Here is a 16,002-nt window from a genome sequence, read left to right as displayed (position 1 = left end):
CCCTCATCGCAGGGAGGTGTTCGACATGCCGAATCTCGTGGTCTCGCTGGCCGGCAAGCCGCAGGCGACCCATGCCATCACCCGCCCGTGCACGCGCATCGGACGGGCGCCCGGCAACGACATCGTGCTCGAACGGCCGACCGTCAGCAGCGCGCATGCCTTGCTCCTCGTGTCCGGCGCCAGGCTCGCGATCGAGGATCTCGGAAGCAGCAACGGGACGTTCGTGGCCCACAAGCGCATCGAGCGCGCCGAGCTGGAGGATGGCAGCGTCGTCATGATCGGCGACTACACGCTGAAGCTCGTGGCCGATCGCAAGGCGATGGCCTATGAGCGGACGCTGCTGGTGCGCTCCAGCGCCGTCGCGCGGAAGGCCTACCTGCAGCGGCTCGACGGAAGCCAGCGAGGCGAGTGCATCGCACTGACGAAGGTGGTCAGCACCATGGGCAGGCCCGGCGCCGGCATGGTCACCTTCATCCGGCGCGGCGACGAGTTCGCGGTGCGCTGCGCCGATGGACCGCGGCCCCTGTTGAACGGATCGGTCCTGGCCGATGCGCCCGTGCGCCTGAACGCCGGTGACGTCCTGGATACCGACCATGGGCGCCTGCAGTTCCTGCTGCAGGAGTCGAGCCCGCAAGCACCTTCGCTCGAAGAACGGTACCCACCGGCCGCGAAGGTCGCGCCCTCGTCCGGGCCGCTGTCGTGGCTGCGGCGCGCCATCGGCGGCGCGCCCGCGGCTTAGCCGGGGTGCATCCATGGGTAGGCCGCCAGCCCGATCAGCGCCGCGGCCAGCACCACGACAGGTTCCTGCAGCTTCTTGAACCGCCAGAGAACCGCCGCCGTGGTGATGGCCAGCGCGGCCGTGAGCCAGTCGGTGATCGAGCGCTGGGCGATCACGATCACTGCACCCGCAATGGCACCGATGGCGGCTGCCGTCACGCCGTCGACGAAGGCGACGATCGCGGGGCACTTGCCGTGCCGCTTGAAGTACGGCGCCGGCAGGATGGTGAGGAGATAGCAAGGCAGGAAGGTGGCGACCGCCGCCACCACCGCGCCCCAGAAGCCGGACACCAGGTATCCGATGAAGCCGGTGGTGATCACCACCGGGCCGGGCGTGATCATCGCGACGGCCACCGCGTCGACGAACTGCCGGTCGGTGAGCCACCCGTATTCCTTGACGACACCGCCATACAGGAACGGCACGATGGCCAGTCCGCTGCCGAAGACGAAGGCCCCGGCATAGGTGAAGTAGCGGGCAATCTGCCCGAGCTTGTGCCAGTCGAGCGCATCGAACCCCATGGCTGCTGCAAGGGGCGCTGCCACAACCGGAAGGGTGCCGGCGGAACCCAGCCTGGGCGGCGCACGCACCAGCCAGACCAGCACGCCGGCACCCAGGAACAGCCACAACTCCTCGGACTTCGTGATCACGGTCACTGCGGCACTGACCACGAAGATGGCCCAGAGCAGCTTGTCGGCACCGACGTTCTTCGTGGTTAGCTTGTACGCGCTCATGGCGATGATGCCGATCACCGCAGCGCCGACGCCGTAGAACACCGCTTGCATCCAGCCGAGGCCTCCGAACGCCCGGTACAGGGCGCCGAGGGCCACGACCATGCAGAAGGACGGCAGGACGAAGGCCAGTCCGACGAGGGTCGCGCCCCGGATGCGGTAGTGCACGTACCCCAGGTAGATCGCCAGCTGCGCGGCCAACGGCCCGGGCATCAGCTGCGCGATGGCCATGCCCTCCTTGTAGTCGCCTTCCGAGATCCACTTGCGTTTCTCGACCAGGTCCCGGTACATGTACCCGACCAGGGCCACAGGCCCGCCGAAGCCCCAGGTCCCCAGGCCCAGCATGTACTGCACCAACTGCCACAGCGTGTAGCGCATGGCGGCTGTGTCCGCCCTCGCCTCGACTTCGGTCATCTGTGCATCTCCTCAGGGGTCACTACGATCACGGGCATGTAGCATGCCTCTCCACGGCAGTCTATGTCCGTTCCCTTCGCGATCCTTCGCCTCGTCCTCGCCATGGTTGTCGCGCTTGACGCGACGCTCGCGGCAGCGGCCCCAGGTGATCTGCACCTGGTCGCGCGCGTGGACATGCCGGGCGTGGAAGGCCGCCTGGACCACCTGGCATTCGCGCAACGCGACAACCTGCTGTTCGTCGCCGGGCTCGGTGCTGACACGGTGCAGGTCATCGACGTCGGATCGTCCCGGCCGGTGGCGCAACTTCCCGCGAGCGAACCACAGGGCCTTGCCTTTTCCGCGGCGCTGCATCGCGTGTACGTCGCGAACGGGCACGCAGGGACCGTCGAGGCATTCGAGGGCTCGACGCGCGTGGCGATCGCTCGCAATCTGCCGGACGCCGACAACCTTCGCCTGGACGACCGCTCAGGGCTGCTGTATGTCGGCTACGGCCGCGCGATCGCGGCACTGGATGTGCGCACGCTGGCGGTTGCCCGGCGCTTTGCGCTTCCCGGCCATCCGGAAGCCTTCGAAGTGTCCGGCGATCGCGTCTATGTGAACGTGCCTGCAGCCAGGGCCGTCATCGTTCTCGAACAGGAGGCCGGCACGACGGCGCGCACGTGGCACGTGGCACCGGCCGGTGGCAACTTCCCGATGGCGATCGACCCTGCCGCACGCCGCCTCTTCATCGCGACGCGGCAACCTGCCGGTGTCCTGGTCTTCGACATGGACAGCGGCCAGCGGGTGGCCGAGCTCCAGACCTGCTCGGACGCGGACGACCTCTTCCTGGGCGGCAAGGACCAGGTCCTTGCCATCTGCGGCGACGGGCACGTCGATGTCATCCGCGCCGGCGCCCCAAACCACTACGAGGTCAGTCGACGGCTCGCGACGGCTGTCGGGGCACGCACCGGCCTCTTCGTTGCGGCGAGCCGGCGTCTCTTCGTGGCTGCGCCGGCGCGCGAAGGCCGGCAGGCGGCTGTCCTCGTCTACGACGTCGAGTGATGCGAACCGACAGGCGAGGTCCGATGGGTGGGCGCACAATCATCGGAGCAGCCGGGTCCGATGTGAAAGGCCCTGCTGAGACGATTGAGACCCGATGGACAGAACCAAGGCAGACACGAATCCAGGCGAGCGCAGCCAGGCACAGAACGAGGACGACCGCGGCTCGCTCGCGAGATGGAACTGGGAGCAGGACGAGCACTTCAGGTACAAGCAGATCACACCGCTTGGTGACGATGCCTTGATCGCGCGGCAACTGCAGCTGGGAGTGGCCCGCTGGGATCTGCCTGGGGCCCGCGCGATCAGCGAACCGTGGTCGACGCACCGCAGGCGCCTGGAACGCCACGAGGCGTTTTCCGATTTCGAGTTTTTCGTCGGCGCGGCCAACGGCAGTCCCCCTCGCTATCTGTCCGAGACGGGACATCCGCGCCGGGATGCGAACGGACGGTTCCTGGGCTACTCCGGCGCGACGCGGGACATCACTGCGGAGGTGGCGCAGCGTTGGGAAACGGCCGACGCGATGTCGCTGCTGCGGCTCGCCGCCCAGGTCGGCAGTTTCGGGGCATGGAGCTCCGATCTGCGGACCGGCATGACGACGTGGAGCGTCGAACTGCAGGGCATCCACGGATGCCCGTGGGGCCGCGAGTGCACCAACGACCAGGTGATGGACCTGTTTGCCCCGGAATGGCGGGAGCAACTCGCCACCTGCTTCGCAGCGTGCGCCAGCAGCGGTGCCCCTTACGACCTGGAGTTGCAGGCGCTGGACGACAAGGAACAGCGCGTGTGGGTGCGGGTGATCGGCGTGGCAAAGCGGGACGCGCAAGGCCGGATCACGCACGTGCAAGGCGCCTACCAGGACATCCAGGCAAGCAAGCAGATCTCCGAATCCAACCGCGCGTGGGCGCACCGGTTCCGCAGCACCCTCGATCGCCTGTCGGATGGCTTCGCCATCATCGACAGGAGCTGGCGCATCACCTACGCGAACCCGGCCGCGGCCCTCATCGTGGGGGTGAAGCTCGAGGACGCGCTGGGACGCAGCTATCTCGACCTGTTTCCCGGGGTCCTGGAGTCGCCCTTCGGCGCGCATTACCGCGCGGCCATGGAACGCGGCGAGTCGATCCGCTTCGAGGATTACTACGCGCCGCTGGACATGTGGTTTCGCATCAGTGTCTTTCCGGCCGACGAGGGAATCGCGATCTCCTTCAGCGACGTGAGCGCCGCGAACCGGGAGCGCATGCGGCTGATCGAGGTCAACACCGAGCTGGAACGGCGCGTTCGGGAGCGCACGGCGAAGCTCGAGGCGCTCAATGCCGACCTGGAGGCGTTCTCGTACTCCGTCGCGCATGACCTGCGCTCGCCGATCGGGCGAATGGCCGGATTCGCGAAGGAACTCCAGCACCACGCCGGCCAGCGCCTCGACGAACGCGGCAGGCACTACCTGGCACGCATCCAGGCCTCGGCCAGTGAGATGGAGGCGATGACGGAGGGGCTCATCACGCTGTTCCACGTCGCACACCGCGACCTGGATTTGCGGCACCTGGACCTGGCGGGGCTCGCGCGCGAGTGCGTCGCGTCCCGGCGCCAGCAAGGCGATGTCGATGCCAGCGCAGACATCACCATCGACGACGCCATGCCGGTGCGCGCGGATGCGAGACTGATGTCCATCGCCATGGAGAACCTGGTCGGCAACGCCATCAAGTACAGCCGCAACCGCGCCCATCCCGTGATCCACATCGGGTCGCTGCTGCTGGAAGGCAAGCGGTGCTACTTCGTTCGTGACAACGGCGTCGGCTTCGAGCCCGAAGCTTCCGGCGCCCTGTTCAAGCCCTTCAGCCGGCTGCACGCCAGCGAGTTCGAGGGCTCCGGAATCGGGCTCGCGACCGTGCACAAGATCATCGCCCTGCATCGCGGACGCGTCTGGGCGGAGTCGGCGGTCGGTGCTGGTGCGACCTTCTACTTCACGGTGGGGACCGAGGACGATTCGAACAGCGATGGATGAAGAGGGATGTCGCGGCAGGAGCCTGCCCCAACTTCATGTGGGATTTCTGTCCGCAACGAGGCGGGGCAGGACGACCTCGAACCTGGCGCCCTCTCCGCGCCCCTCGCTGTCGGCGCTGACATGGCCGCCGTGCAGCTGCACCAGGTCCCGAACGATGGAAAGACCGAGTCCCAGGCCGCCGTGACGACGCGTGGTCGCCCCCTCTTCCTGCCGAAATCGGTCGAACACATGCGGCAGAAAGGCAGGATCGATACCCTGGCCCGTGTCACTGACGGTGATCCTCAGGTTCTCCCCGCCGTCCTCAAGACTGACCCGAACCGAGCCTCCCTCGCCAGTGAACTTGATGGCGTTCGCCAGGAGATTGAAGACGACCTGCTGCAGTCGCGTCGCATCCCCGAGGACGACCGTCGGTTCGGCGTCGATGTCGACGTCGATGCGCACACCCTTCTCGCTGGCGCCGGGGTGGACAGCGTCGATCGCGGTTCCCACCACCTCGGTCAGATCCACGGGGTGCATTTCAAGTCGAAGCTGACCCGCTTGCATCCGACTGACATCCAGCAGGTCGTCGACCAGCTGGTTCTGCAAGCGCGCGTTGCGGTCAATGGCTGCCAGGCCCTTCTGCAGCAGTGGCGATGCGCCACGCTCGCTTCGCTGGAGAAGCGTGGCCCAGCCGAGCATCGCGCTGAGCGGAGCGCGCAACTCGTGCGACACCACCGCCAGGAATTCATCCTTCAACCGGTTCGCCTGTTCGGCCTCATCACGGACCGTCTTCGCCGCTTCCTCCAGGAGCAATCGCTCCGTGATATCGCTGTTGATGGCGATGGCACCCGCGACGAGCCCGTCGACACGGATGGGGGCGGCAGTCCCGCGGATGAACACGTCACTGCCGTCAGGCCGCGTAGCCCACGTCTCCAGCACCGCAGGCTCACCATTGAGGGCGCGAACAAAGGGAAGCTCCCGCGGTGGCAAAGGAGGTCCGCCTCTCTCGCGTCGAACTCGGAACCGGTGGCCCAGTTCGTCGATGCGCGCCCGCAAATCCTCCACGGATCGCGCGCCCAGCATGTCGAGCGCAGGACGGTTGCAGTAGACGATGCCCTTCTGCGTGCCGACATAGACGCCATCCGGAACAGCTTCCAGAGCCGATACGAAGGCAGCGGCCAAAGCTGCGTCGCCCCTTCCGTCAGTGAAGACACCGAGCACGGCATCGGCGGCGCGATCGCGAATGCCGGAGGTTCCTGCTGCGCCGGGCATTGGCCAACATGCTGCGACCCAACCCTGGGATCCAGCACTGCTCGGCGGCAAGGCGGCGAGTGTCAATGCCACCTCGACCCGGGTGCCGTTCCGGCGCCGGAAGACGACATGGCCTTCCGCTGTCCCTCTCTCGGCTGCAGTTCCCAGCTGCGCGGTCAAAAGCCCGGAGGCATGTGCATCCTGGGCGCACAAGTCTGCGAACGGCTGGCCGATCCAGCCCGTTTCACTCCAGCCGAGCAGGTGCTGCACGCCTGCGTTCCAGCTGGCAAGCCGATGCTGGTCATCGATCAGGAAGACCGCGCACTCCGGCACGGATCTGTCGTGGCGTTGGGCTTCGACTTCGCTCATTCCTTCGCCGGTTCGATGCGGTGCGATTGATCCGGCGTCCCGATCAGTTCCGTGACCACCTTGACCAACCGGTCGATCGTGAACGGCTTGGCCAGCAGGGCCTTCCAGGGGCCCTTGGGGTGCATATGGCGATCCATTGCACTCATGAGGACCGACGGCACCGATTCATAGCCAGGCATTCGGGACAGTGCCTCCGAGAGCTCGTAGCCCGACACGTAGGGCATCATCACATCGGTGATCACCAGATCCGGCTTGATCTCCTTGAGCAGCTCCAGCGCCGTCCGCCCATTCCCGGCCGTCAGGATCTTGTAGCCCTCAATCTCGAGCGCGAGGCTCAGCGACTGCAGCAGATCGAATTCGTCCTCGACGATGAGGATCGTCTTCATGCCTCACCGCCGCGCGAACGTGGGAGGCCCGACAGGATGGCTTCTGCAGTCTCGAACGAACCCTGCACGTCGACCCCGTGTCCGGTGATCTCGAACTGCCTGATCGACGTGTCATAGCGGCTCTCGCGCATCTTCATGATCGACACGAGCCGGTATAGCTGGGACTTCAGCTCCACGTACCGCAGCAGCAAGACGGTCTCCACGACGTTGCCCATCTCCGGGTTCGGCATGTCCACTTCGGCACGAAAGAGGGGGAGTTCCTCCGAGACCACGGTGGTCACGTCGTATGTTCGCAGCTGGTTGGTCAGCGCGGACAGGAATCGCGGGATGCGCTCGGGATAGACGGCCGCAGACCGGAACCCTTCGATGCCGTCGATGAACAGTCGACGGCGGTCGTGCTGGTCGGACCGTACCTTCTCCAGCAGGGACTCGGCCAGTGAGTCCATGAAGTGCTCCAGCGGCGGCTGCCAGATCAGCTCGATCATCCCGCTCTTCACATGCTCCTCGAGCGGAAGGCCCAGGGCTGCTGCCTTCTCCATGAGCCGTGGCGGCGGCTCGTAGAAGCCGAAGTAGATGCCCTTGTTTCCCCGCTTGGCGCCCTCGATCAGGAAGCCCAGCCCGAGCGTTGTCTTTCCCGCCCCAGGCGCGCCGAGCAGCGCCACCGACGATCCCGACGGGATCCCGCCTTCCATCATTGAATCCAGGCCCGGAACGCCGAACGCCTGGCGCACGCGCTGCTCGGTCGCCGAGGCAGGCGGATCGTCGAACTGGACCTCCGTGCGGGGATGGATCTGCAAGCCACCGTCCGTGATCTCTGTTTCGTGACGGCCCCGCAGGTAGTCACTGCCGCGGAACTTGTGGACCGTCAACTCGCGAACGGCGCGTGGCCCTACGAGCTGGTCCGACAGCTCGATCACGCCGTCCACCAGGGCGTCCTCGAGCCGCGCCGCCCTGGGGCCCTCGCTCACCGCGCAAAGCAGTGTGGTCGTTCCGGTGAGGAACGCGAAGCCTTGCAATTGGTGCAGGAACTCCCTGGCATGCTGGGCGTCGCCGGCAATCTGCTCCACAGACTCGAGCCCGTCGATCACGATCACCGACGGCTTCTCCTGTGCAAGCGTGCGTTGAACCAGTTGCAGGAATCCGTGGACACCTTCGTCCTTCAGTGTCTGGTACGCCGCGATGAACTTCAACCCGTGTCCGATCGCGGTCGGGTCGAAGAAGCTCATGGGCTTCAGATGCCGCACCAGCTTCGAGTGCGACTCTGTCAGCACGGTGAAGTAGACGCAACGTCCGCCGCCCTTGACGTGGTTGAAGCAGAACTGCGTCGCCATCATCGTCTTGCCGGCGCCGGGGGGGCCGTAGATGGCGTACATGCCGCCGCGCAGGAATCCGCCCTTCAGGATGTAGTCGAGGCGCGCGATTCCGCTCTCGACGCGATCATCAAGGCCGGGGTCCGCCTCTTGCTTGTGGTCGCTCAATGGAAGGGCCTCTGGCAAGGAAAAAGACAGGGGAGCACGGTACCGGCATCTCGATCCGCTGCCGAACCGTTGCGGGCTCACCTGCTTGTCGGAAGAAATCCCTTTCTGCGTGGAGCATGAGGGCCCCAGCGATGCGCGCCCCCGCCCCGGCGCCTCAGCTGATGGCCAGCCGGTCCCGCAGCATCAGCACGAGATCGGTCTTCGCCAGGTGGCCGACCAGCCGGCCGTCCACGTCGATCACCGGCAGCCGTTCACCGGCGTGCCGCTCGAAAACCCCCAGCACCCCCCACAGCGGCATGTCCTGGCGCAGCCGCGGATAGTCCGCCTGCAGCAAGTCAGCAGGCCACGGCATGGCCGGGTCGTGTGGCTGCTTCAGGCGTGCCGCGAGGTCGTGCATCGAGATCGCACCGAGGAAGCGGCCTTGCGCGTCGACGACGTAGACGTGGCGCCAGCGGCTGTCCAGCAGCGCGAGCTCGACCTGTTCGAGGCTCTGCCCGGGCCGCACCGAGGGCGTGCCGGTGTGCAGCAGGTCGGCCGCCACGGCCAGGCGCGGGTCGGCCGCGGCCCTCTCGTGGTCCGACGAGGCGTACACCGAATCCGGCCGCAGCAACCGCGACACCGAATAGGCCAGCACGCAGGCGAGCATCAGCGGCGCCACGACCGTGTAGTTCTCGGTCATCTCGAAGATCATCAGCACCGAGGTCAGCGGCGCGTGCGTGCTCGCGGCCAGGAAGGCGCCCATCCCGATCGCGGCGCCCGCCGGCACCGGCAGATGCGCCAGCGGCAGGCCTGCCGTCACGAGCGCGAACAGCGCGCCGCTCACCGCCCCGACGAAGAGCGTGGGCGTGAAGATGCCGCCGACGGCGCCCGAACCGGTGGTCGCGGCCACGGCGGCGAGCTTCAGCACCAGCACCAGGAGCAGGGCCTGCCACGCCCAGTGGCCCTGCAGGACGCTGTTGACCACGCTGAAGCCGTTGCCCCACACCTGGGGCGACTGGATGGACAGCGCGCCGACGACGAGTCCTCCGGCAGCCATCTTCAGCGGCAGGCTGGCGTGCCACGCACCGAAGGCGCGTTTTGCCAGGTCGAGCAACCGCAGGTACAGCGGGGCCACCAGCCCGGCGGCCAGGCCGAGCGCCCCGGCCAGCAGGAGCTGCGGCCCCTGTTGTGGCGGGATGTCGGGCATGCGGTACAGCGAGGCGGACCCGACGAGCGCAGCGACGGTGGCGTGCGCCGTGACGGAGGCGATGAGCAGTGGCGCCAGCGTCGCCGTGGCCAGGGACTGCAGCACGATCTCCGCGATGAACAGCGCGCCCGCGATGGGCGTGCCGTAAGCGGTGGTCAGGCCTGCCGCGGCCGCGCACGCGACCAGCAGGCGCCTGCGCGGCACCGGCATGTCCCGCCACGCTGCGAAGAGGGACCCTGTCAGCGCGGCCAGTTGCACCATCGGACCTTCGCGCCCGATCGCCCCGCCGCTGGCCACCGTGCATGCCGAGGACACGGCCCGCAGCAGCGAAGCGGGGGTGTCGAGCTCGCCGCGACCGAGCACCACCGCCTCCATGTAGTCGCCATGCGGCGAGCGCCTTGGCAGGCGCCGCGCCAGCAGGAGCACGAGGCCGGCCAGTGCGCCGCCCACTGCAGGCGCGGCCAGCCGCCGCGGCCATGGAAGCATCTCCGCCGCCTGCACCAGGCCCGCGGCCGGTCCATAGAGCAGGTGTTCGACCAGCACCAGCCCCTGCCGGAAGGCGAGTGTCGCCAGCGCCCCCGTGAAGCCAACGAAGGCTGCCCAGGCCAGCGTGCGTTGCCAGTCCGATGGGCGCAGGCGATCCACCAGCAGGAATACCGCTTCGAGGCGCTTTCTCATGGCCGGAAGCGTATCCGGTCCATGTGGCTGTCGAGGCGCCCCTCCCTCCCATCGCTCGAGGGCTGCCGCCCATCACCAGCCTTCGCCAGCCGATTGCCGCGGCGTCCCGGGGCAAGTACCGTCGCGTCAGGTTGGCATGCCAACGCCAACAAACTCACTCACCCGGAGGAATGGGCATGCGCTCTGCTGATGCCACTCGATCGATCACTGACTGTCTGCACACGACGCGCCCCTCGAACAAGAAGGCGCTCCATGCCCTCATGGTGATGGCCGCGGCGCTTTGCGGATGTGGCGGTGGTGGCGGCGGGTCCAGTGGGAGTGACGTATCGCCTGCGCCTGCGCCTGCTGTCGCTCCTGCGCCGGCGCCCGCCCCTGCTGCGATCCTTGCTGCCTCCAGCTCCTACGCGAACTACAAGGACATCGGGTTGGCCCCCACCGTGCTTCCAGCCGGCGACAACACGATGCGTGCATGGGCCGACTTCCGCCGCGCGGGCGTCCTGGACTATTTCCGCGCCGAACTGACCTACGACACCGCCAAGCCACCCGCCGACGCGACGCCCAGTCGTTTCGAGTTCTGGAAGCACAACCCGAACGGCACGTGGACGGACGAGACCGCAACGCTCCTGCCCAAAGGCTCTGCCGGCTGCGTCCATCCGCGCAAGGTCCTGGTGGCGGACTTCAACGGCGATGGCAGGCCGGACCTGTTCGTGGGCTGCACGGGTTACGACGCGCCCCCGTTCCCGGGCGAGACCTCGAAGGTGGTGTTGAGCCAGGCAGACGGCACCTACGCCATCAGCGACGCCTCACCCCGGATCGCCTACACCCATGGTTCCTCCGCGGCGGACATCAACGGAGACGGGAAGATCGACATCATCGCCACCGACTCCAACAGCCCCGAACGTGCCTACGTGCTTGTCAATGACGGCACGGGCCACTTTGCCGTGGAAGCACCCGGCCGGCTCCCGACCGCCGTCACGACGAGCAATGGCGGCTGGTACTCCCTCGAACTCGTGGACGTGGATGGCGACGGGAAGCTGGACCTGGTGATGGGCGGCCACGAGTTCCAGAACGCCCCGAATTCGGTCTTCATCAACCCCGGGACATCCCAGTTCGCGAGCGTGACGCCGGTCGTGCTGCCCGCCGTGGCCGACCAGGGCGTGTCGCTGGACTACACCGTGACCGGCTCCGGCAGCTCGCGTGCGATCTGGATTTCGCGCACGTCGGGAAGCGCCACCTCGACCTCGTTCTACCAGAGCCGCGTGGTGCAGAAGGTGGCGTATCCCTCTCTCGGCTCCACGGTGGTCCTGGACAAGGAGCCGGGTGCCTGGATGCCCTGGCTGATTCCCGCGATCGTCAACGGACAAGCGGTGGTCACCAGCGACAACGAGAGCGAGGCAGTGAGCTTCCCGCAGTAAGCCCGAACCCGAACGCAGGCCAAACGTCACGGCCGGCTGCGGCTGGAGGCGCTGGACGGCAAGAACGTGACCTGGATGGAGCGGGTGACGGACGAGCAGTACCTCCCGGGGCTGTCGAAGAAGGGCACCTGGCGATGCACGGACCGCCATGGAGGCTGGCCGGGTGCGCGGCGCGTCGCGCCGCCGGCGCCTAGGCCTTGGCCGGCTGGCTTGCCTGCATCCAGGCCCACCGCTGGATCTGCGATGCGGCGGTGAATGCGCCGGAATGCCGCGCCGCCTCCTGCCCGTCGACGAAGAGGGCCAGGGTCGGGATGCTGCGGATGCGATAGCGCTCGGCGAGTTGCGGCACGGCCTCGGTGTCGACCTTGCACACGCGCATGTGGGGCTCGAGCAGTTCGGTGGCCTGCTGGAAGAACGGCGCCATCATCCGGCACGGTCCGCACCAGGAGGCCCAGAAGTCCACCAGCACCGGGATCTGCGTGCGCGTGATGATCTTGTCGAACGCGGCCGCCGAGGTGACGGCGCTGGGCTCACCGGTGAACAGGGGCTTCTTGCACTGGCCGCAGGTCGCGGCGCTGCCCAGCTGCTCGGCACGAATCCGGTTGGTGGTGAGGCAGTGCGGGCAGGAAATGTGCAGTGGATCGGTCATCCCACACATGGTGCGGTGCGCCGCGCGTCCGTTCAAGCGCGGCAGTCGGGATCACAACGGCACGGGCAGCGCGTCGGTCCCCTTGCTCATCTGGTAGCCGTACCACAGGCTCCCGGCGATGCGCCGTGCCAGGTCGTTGGCGCGCTCGCGCATCGCGACGTTCGGCAACGTCGCGGTCGTCTGGTCGAAGAGCGCGAGCCAGCGACCGAACAGCTCGGCGCTCAGGCCGGGCAAGGCCATGTGCTTGGGCATCGGCGTGCCGCGAAAGCGCGCCGTGCCACGCAGCGTGGACGACCAGAAGTCGACCATCTTCGCCAGGTGCGTGTCCCAGTCCCGCACGTGCGCATCGAAGATGGGACCCAGCTGCCCGTCGTCGCGCACGCGCGTGTAGAAACTGTGGACCAGGAAGGTGATCTCGTCTTCGGTGCAGAGGTCGGCGCTGGGCATTCGGTGTGTTCGGGGAAGAGAGGAAAAATATAGGGCCAAACCGGATAACCCGAGAAACCACACATGGCGGCGGAGAACCGATCCGTCGCCACCACCCAAGCGGAGCTTCGACCATGCATGACGCCTCCAGGCTCGCGGACTTGATCCTCGAGCAGACGACCGACGCGGTCATCTATGCAGACCGCCAGGGCACCATCGCGCGCTGGAACCAGGCCGCCGCTTCGCTGTTCGGGCACAGCGCCGCGGAGGCCGTGGGCCAGAGCCTCGACCTGATCATCCCGGAGCACCTGCGTGCCGCGCACTGGAAGGGCTTCGATGCGGCCATGGCGTCCGGGACTGGCCGGCTGGCGGGTCGTCCCGCCATGACACGCGCGGTCCGCAAGGACGGCGGCAAGCTGTACGTCGAGATGACCTTCGCGGTGGTCAGGGACGATGCGGGCACGGTGCTCGGGTCCGTGGCCATCGCGCGCGACGCCACCGAGCGCATGCAGCAGGCGCGCCGCGCCCCCGATCAGCAGCAGCCCTCGGCGGGATAGGTCAGCTCGCCCTCCGAGACGCAGGCGGGCGAGGTGTAGGGATGCACCGTGCCCGGACCGGCGTCGGCGAGGTGGATCACCTCGACGCCGACGAAGCGCAGCACGTCGGCGATCAAGGCCCGGTGGCAGCGCCACCAGAGCAGCTCCGAGCACATGACGGTGGTGCGCGCGCCGGCCGCGATGTGCAGCAGCTCGTCGAGCCCTTCGGCGAATTCGTCGGTCCACGTGTACGCCGCATACGCGCGGAACGAAGGATTGCGCCAGCCCTGGTGCTGCGGACCGGCGTCGCCCCTGCGGCGGCCGCCCAGGCGCGAGAGCCACGCGTAATCGACGCCGCCGCGCGCCAGGCTCCCCGCCAGCGCGTCGCTGCCGAATTGCGGATGCCGCCGCGAGCCCGGGAACCGGCGCACATCCGCCACCACCTCGATGGCATGCGCCTGCAGCACCGACTCGAAGTCCTCTGCACTGCGGGTGGAATGGCCGATGGTCCAGATGGTGGCGGGGATCGACATGGCAGCGGCCATTGTGCGACTGGCATCATCGACGGATGACCGATGCCATCGAGATCCGGACCGTCGACCGATTCGCCGAGCCGGCGTTCACCGCCCTCGTGGACCGGCTGTTGCACGACTCCGACCGCAAGGCCGTGAATGAGCGCCTGTTCGGTTCGCAAGTCGTGGCGCCTCCGCCCAGCCAGGCGCTGCAGGTCCGCGTCGGCGCCTACGCGGGCGACACGCTGGTCGGCTGGTCGCACGCGTTCCTCGCGCCCGGAGGTGTCCTGTACGTCTCGAATTCAGCCGTCGACCACGAGTACCGCCGGCAAGGGGTCTACACGCGGCTCGTCGCCGCAATCGAGGAAGAAGCGAAGGCGCTCCACTGCCTGCGGGTGGAGTCGCACCACCGCGCCGCGAACAGTGCGGTGCTGATCGCGAAGCTGAAGGCGGGCTACACGATCGTGGGCACGGAGTTCCAGGCCGAGATGGGCCTGCTGGTCAAGATGGCGAAACCGCTGGACGCGCGGCGCGGCGCCGTGTTCCATGCGCGCGCAGGGGTGCTGGAGGGCGCGGTCCGGTTCTTCGAACCGACGCGCAACCCCGCCCTCACTGGGCCATGAATTCCTGGGCCGTGATGACGCTCGGCACGGGCGGGGCGGGCTGCTCGATCCGACGTCGCACGGCGGGGCAGCGCATCTTCGGCTTGCGGGCAGCGGCGCGCTTGGCCGCGCAGCGTTCGGCATCCTGCCGTTCGCGCTCGCTCGCGGTCCACGTCTTCCACCCCCAGGCGGCGCCGACCGCGAGGCACGCCGGCAGGAAAGAGCCGCCCGAGACCACGGACAGGGCCGCGCATGCGTTGCCCGCCGCGCTGCCCTGCCATCCCGCGGCGGCCATCGCATAGGCGCGGGGCCGCTCGGCCTCCGGCAGCTTCTCGGCGTGGTCCAGGGTCGCGGCCTTGAATGCTGCCCCCAGCAAGGGCAGCACCGGATTCAGCGGAGCGCCCGCGGCAATGCCGACGACCGACGACACGCCGTCGGCCACGGCTCCCGCCTGCGCCTGCTCCTTCGCTTCCTGCGCATGGGCGCCAGCGAGCGCGCAGGCGAGGACCGCGATCACGATCAGCGTGCGGTACTCCACGAGCTGGGTCATCCGGCCCTCCTTGCCGCGGAGTAGAGCAGTCCGCACGCGATGCGACGCTGACGCTGGTCAGTGCGGACAGACCGGCTGTCGCGCTTGTGTGTTCGGATGTCACGGGTGAGCGCACGCTCCTCAGGCCTTCGGCCGGACTGCCAGCCGGAATCCAGCGCAAACCGAATTCCCGCGCGCGGCAACCCAGTGCCAGGCGGCCCCGGAACGGGACCGCGGCATCCACTGCGGGAGATCGACCATGGCGAACTACCGGATCGGGCGCGTGGCCCTCCACCTCATCTGCATCCTGCGCGGCAGCGACCTGCGCATGCACGTGGCGGGCGTGATGCGGGAACTGCAGCGCACCTGAAGCAGCGGCCGCGGCGCTATCCTGCCCGGCACCCATGTCCGCCCTGCCCCACAGCCCAGCTGCCGACCGCAACAAGGAGCCGATCCTCGCCCAGCTGCGCGGCATCCTGGGCGAGCGCGGCACGGCACTGGAGATCGCGTCGGGCGCGGGCCAGCACGTGGCGTGGTTCGCCGCATCGTTCGCGAACTGGGTCTGGCAGCCGACGGACGCCGACCCGGGCATGCTGCCCGTCATCGACGAACGCATCGCCCAGTCGCGACTGGCCAACGTGCTGCCAGCGCGGCAGCTGGATGTGATGGCGCGCGACTGGCCGTCGTTCACGCAAGACTTCGATGCGATCTTCTGCGCCAACATGCTGCACATCGCTCCATGGGAAGCATGCGGCGGCCTCATGCGAGGCGCGGCGCGCCACCTGGCGCCGGGCGCGATGCTGATCACCTACGGCCCCTACTTCGAGCAAGGCGTGCCGCCAGCGCCCAGCAATGTGGCGTTCGACGAGAGCTTGCGGATGCGTGATCCCTCCTGGGGCATCCGCGCGCTTGACGACGTGGTGGCCGAGGCCGGCCGGGCCGGGCTCGTACTGGCTCAGCGGCACGCGATGCCTGCGAACAACCTGCTGCTGGTGTTCGTGCGACGCTGAGCCACGTTCGCCACGAGTCAGGGCGCCAGAGCCCTTGCA

General features: G+C 68.0%; 16 protein-coding genes. 7 read left to right on the top strand and 9 right to left on the bottom strand.

The genetic code is table 11. From position 1 onward, the window contains the following. Positions 1-25 precede the first annotated feature (25 nt). A complete protein-coding gene (locus tag ACPWT1_RS12235) occupies positions 26-739 on the top strand; it encodes an FHA domain-containing protein (protein ID WP_427911461.1) in 714 nt (237 codons plus the stop codon). On the opposite strand, the gene ACPWT1_RS12230 is transcribed toward ACPWT1_RS12235, so the two are convergent. Beyond that, positions 736-1,920, bottom strand: a complete 1,185-nt coding sequence (locus ACPWT1_RS12230; RefSeq protein WP_427911460.1) for a chromate transporter — start codon at positions 1,918-1,920, stop codon at positions 736-738. The genes ACPWT1_RS12235 and ACPWT1_RS12230 overlap by 4 nt on opposite strands. A 63-nt stretch (positions 1,921-1,983) precedes the next feature. Here ACPWT1_RS12230 and ACPWT1_RS12225 point away from each other — a divergent pair, with 63 nt between their 5' ends. Together ACPWT1_RS12225 and ACPWT1_RS12220 are read left to right on the top strand one after the other, a co-directional pair. Beyond that, positions 1,984-2,961, top strand: coding sequence for a YncE family protein (locus ACPWT1_RS12225; protein ID WP_427911459.1), 978 nt, complete (start codon positions 1,984-1,986; stop codon positions 2,959-2,961). A 94-nt stretch (positions 2,962-3,055) separates the two neighbouring features. Beyond that, complete coding sequence (locus ACPWT1_RS12220; RefSeq protein WP_427911458.1) at positions 3,056-4,957, top strand: sensor histidine kinase; 1,902 nt, start codon at positions 3,056-3,058, stop codon at positions 4,955-4,957. A gap of 33 nt (positions 4,958-4,990) precedes the next feature. Here the strand turns inward: ACPWT1_RS12220 and ACPWT1_RS12215 are convergent, their stop codons facing one another. The 4 genes from ACPWT1_RS12215 to ACPWT1_RS12200 form a co-directional block, all read right to left on the bottom strand. Further along, on the bottom strand, positions 4,991-6,556 hold the full coding sequence (locus ACPWT1_RS12215) for a PAS domain-containing sensor histidine kinase (RefSeq protein WP_427911457.1): 1,566 nt from the start codon (positions 6,554-6,556) through the stop codon (positions 4,991-4,993). Then, a complete protein-coding gene (locus ACPWT1_RS12210) occupies positions 6,553-6,942 on the bottom strand; it encodes a response regulator (protein ID WP_427911456.1) in 390 nt (129 codons plus the stop codon). The genes ACPWT1_RS12215 and ACPWT1_RS12210 overlap by 4 nt, the downstream gene beginning before the upstream one ends. Further along, positions 6,939-8,501 carry an RAD55 family ATPase gene (locus tag ACPWT1_RS12205; protein WP_427911455.1) on the bottom strand — a complete coding sequence of 521 codons (1,563 nt, stop codon included), beginning with the start codon at positions 8,499-8,501 and terminating at the stop codon, positions 6,939-6,941. The genes ACPWT1_RS12210 and ACPWT1_RS12205 overlap by 4 nt, the downstream gene beginning before the upstream one ends. A gap of 73 nt (positions 8,502-8,574) precedes the next feature. Beyond that, positions 8,575-10,284, bottom strand: a complete 1,710-nt coding sequence (locus tag ACPWT1_RS12200; protein WP_427911454.1) for a ClcB-like voltage-gated chloride channel protein — start codon at positions 10,282-10,284, stop codon at positions 8,575-8,577. Positions 10,285-10,709: 425 nt separating this feature from the next. Between ACPWT1_RS12200 and ACPWT1_RS12195 the strand changes: the two genes are divergently transcribed. Then, on the top strand, positions 10,710-11,699 hold the full coding sequence (locus ACPWT1_RS12195; RefSeq protein ID WP_427911453.1) for an FG-GAP repeat domain-containing protein: 990 nt from the start codon (positions 10,710-10,712) through the stop codon (positions 11,697-11,699). A gap of 190 nt (positions 11,700-11,889) precedes the next feature. Here the strand turns inward: ACPWT1_RS12195 and trxC are convergent, their stop codons facing one another. Both trxC and ACPWT1_RS12185 read right to left on the bottom strand, forming a co-directional pair. After that, the gene (gene trxC / locus ACPWT1_RS12190) at positions 11,890-12,348 is read right to left on the bottom strand and encodes a thioredoxin TrxC (RefSeq protein WP_427911452.1); all 459 of its coding nucleotides are present in this window, start codon (positions 12,346-12,348) and stop codon (positions 11,890-11,892) included. 51 nt (positions 12,349-12,399) lie between these two features. Beyond that, positions 12,400-12,795 (bottom strand): group III truncated hemoglobin, encoded by a 396-nt coding sequence (locus ACPWT1_RS12185; RefSeq protein WP_427911451.1) that lies wholly within the window; start codon positions 12,793-12,795, stop codon positions 12,400-12,402. 113 nt (positions 12,796-12,908) lie between these two features. Between ACPWT1_RS12185 and ACPWT1_RS12180 the strand changes: the two genes are divergently transcribed. Next, a complete protein-coding gene (locus tag ACPWT1_RS12180) occupies positions 12,909-13,331 on the top strand; it encodes a PAS domain S-box protein (RefSeq protein ID WP_427911450.1) in 423 nt (140 codons plus the stop codon). On the opposite strand, the gene ACPWT1_RS12175 is transcribed toward ACPWT1_RS12180, so the two are convergent. After that, complete coding sequence (locus ACPWT1_RS12175) at positions 13,307-13,843, bottom strand: DUF488 family protein (protein ID WP_427911449.1); 537 nt, start codon at positions 13,841-13,843, stop codon at positions 13,307-13,309. The genes ACPWT1_RS12180 and ACPWT1_RS12175 overlap by 25 nt on opposite strands. Positions 13,844-13,878: 35 nt before the next feature. On the opposite strand from ACPWT1_RS12175, the gene ACPWT1_RS12170 reads away from it, so the two are divergent. Continuing rightward, positions 13,879-14,445, top strand: a complete 567-nt coding sequence (locus tag ACPWT1_RS12170) for a GNAT family N-acetyltransferase (protein ID WP_427911448.1) — start codon at positions 13,879-13,881, stop codon at positions 14,443-14,445. Here the strand turns inward: ACPWT1_RS12170 and ACPWT1_RS12165 are convergent. Next, positions 14,432-14,974 (bottom strand): hypothetical protein, encoded by a 543-nt coding sequence (locus ACPWT1_RS12165; RefSeq protein ID WP_427911447.1) that lies wholly within the window; start codon positions 14,972-14,974, stop codon positions 14,432-14,434. The two genes, ACPWT1_RS12170 and ACPWT1_RS12165, sit on opposite strands and share 14 nt — an antisense overlap. Before the next feature lie 383 nt (positions 14,975-15,357). Between ACPWT1_RS12165 and ACPWT1_RS12160 the strand changes: the two genes are divergently transcribed. After that, the gene (locus ACPWT1_RS12160) at positions 15,358-15,963 is read left to right on the top strand and encodes a DUF938 domain-containing protein (RefSeq protein WP_427911446.1); all 606 of its coding nucleotides are present in this window, start codon (positions 15,358-15,360) and stop codon (positions 15,961-15,963) included. Positions 15,964-16,002 lie beyond the last annotated feature (39 nt).

The organism is Ramlibacter sp. MMS24-I3-19 (assembly GCF_050320135.1).
In the GTDB taxonomy this organism is placed as follows: Bacteria; Pseudomonadota; Gammaproteobacteria; order Burkholderiales; family Burkholderiaceae_C; genus Ramlibacter.
This window is presented reverse-complemented; position numbering and strand designations above follow the sequence as displayed.

What these genes read in the sequence shown, in the direction of transcription:
- ACPWT1_RS12235 (WP_427911461.1), top strand. Translation starts at nt 26, where the DNA reads ATGCCGAATCTCGTGGTCTCGCTGGCCGGCAAGCCGCAGGCGACCCAT.
- ACPWT1_RS12230 (WP_427911460.1), bottom strand. Translation starts at nt 1,920, where the DNA reads ATGACCGAAGTCGAGGCGAGGGCGGACACAGCCGCCATGCGCTACACG.
- ACPWT1_RS12225 (WP_427911459.1), top strand. Translation starts at nt 1,984, where the DNA reads ATGTCCGTTCCCTTCGCGATCCTTCGCCTCGTCCTCGCCATGGTTGTC.
- ACPWT1_RS12220 (WP_427911458.1), top strand. Translation starts at nt 3,056, where the DNA reads ATGGACAGAACCAAGGCAGACACGAATCCAGGCGAGCGCAGCCAGGCA.
- ACPWT1_RS12215 (WP_427911457.1), bottom strand. Translation starts at nt 6,556, where the DNA reads ATGAGCGAAGTCGAAGCCCAACGCCACGACAGATCCGTGCCGGAGTGC.
- ACPWT1_RS12210 (WP_427911456.1), bottom strand. Translation starts at nt 6,942, where the DNA reads ATGAAGACGATCCTCATCGTCGAGGACGAATTCGATCTGCTGCAGTCG.
- ACPWT1_RS12200 (WP_427911454.1), bottom strand. Translation starts at nt 10,284, where the DNA reads ATGAGAAAGCGCCTCGAAGCGGTATTCCTGCTGGTGGATCGCCTGCGC.
- trxC (WP_427911452.1), bottom strand. Translation starts at nt 12,348, where the DNA reads ATGACCGATCCACTGCACATTTCCTGCCCGCACTGCCTCACCACCAAC.
- ACPWT1_RS12185 (WP_427911451.1), bottom strand. Translation starts at nt 12,795, where the DNA reads ATGCCCAGCGCCGACCTCTGCACCGAAGACGAGATCACCTTCCTGGTC.
- ACPWT1_RS12180 (WP_427911450.1), top strand. Translation starts at nt 12,909, where the DNA reads ATGCATGACGCCTCCAGGCTCGCGGACTTGATCCTCGAGCAGACGACC.
- ACPWT1_RS12175 (WP_427911449.1), bottom strand. Translation starts at nt 13,843, where the DNA reads ATGTCGATCCCCGCCACCATCTGGACCATCGGCCATTCCACCCGCAGT.
- ACPWT1_RS12170 (WP_427911448.1), top strand. Translation starts at nt 13,879, where the DNA reads ATGACCGATGCCATCGAGATCCGGACCGTCGACCGATTCGCCGAGCCG.
- ACPWT1_RS12165 (WP_427911447.1), bottom strand. Translation starts at nt 14,974, where the DNA reads ATGACCCAGCTCGTGGAGTACCGCACGCTGATCGTGATCGCGGTCCTC.
- ACPWT1_RS12160 (WP_427911446.1), top strand. Translation starts at nt 15,358, where the DNA reads ATGTCCGCCCTGCCCCACAGCCCAGCTGCCGACCGCAACAAGGAGCCG.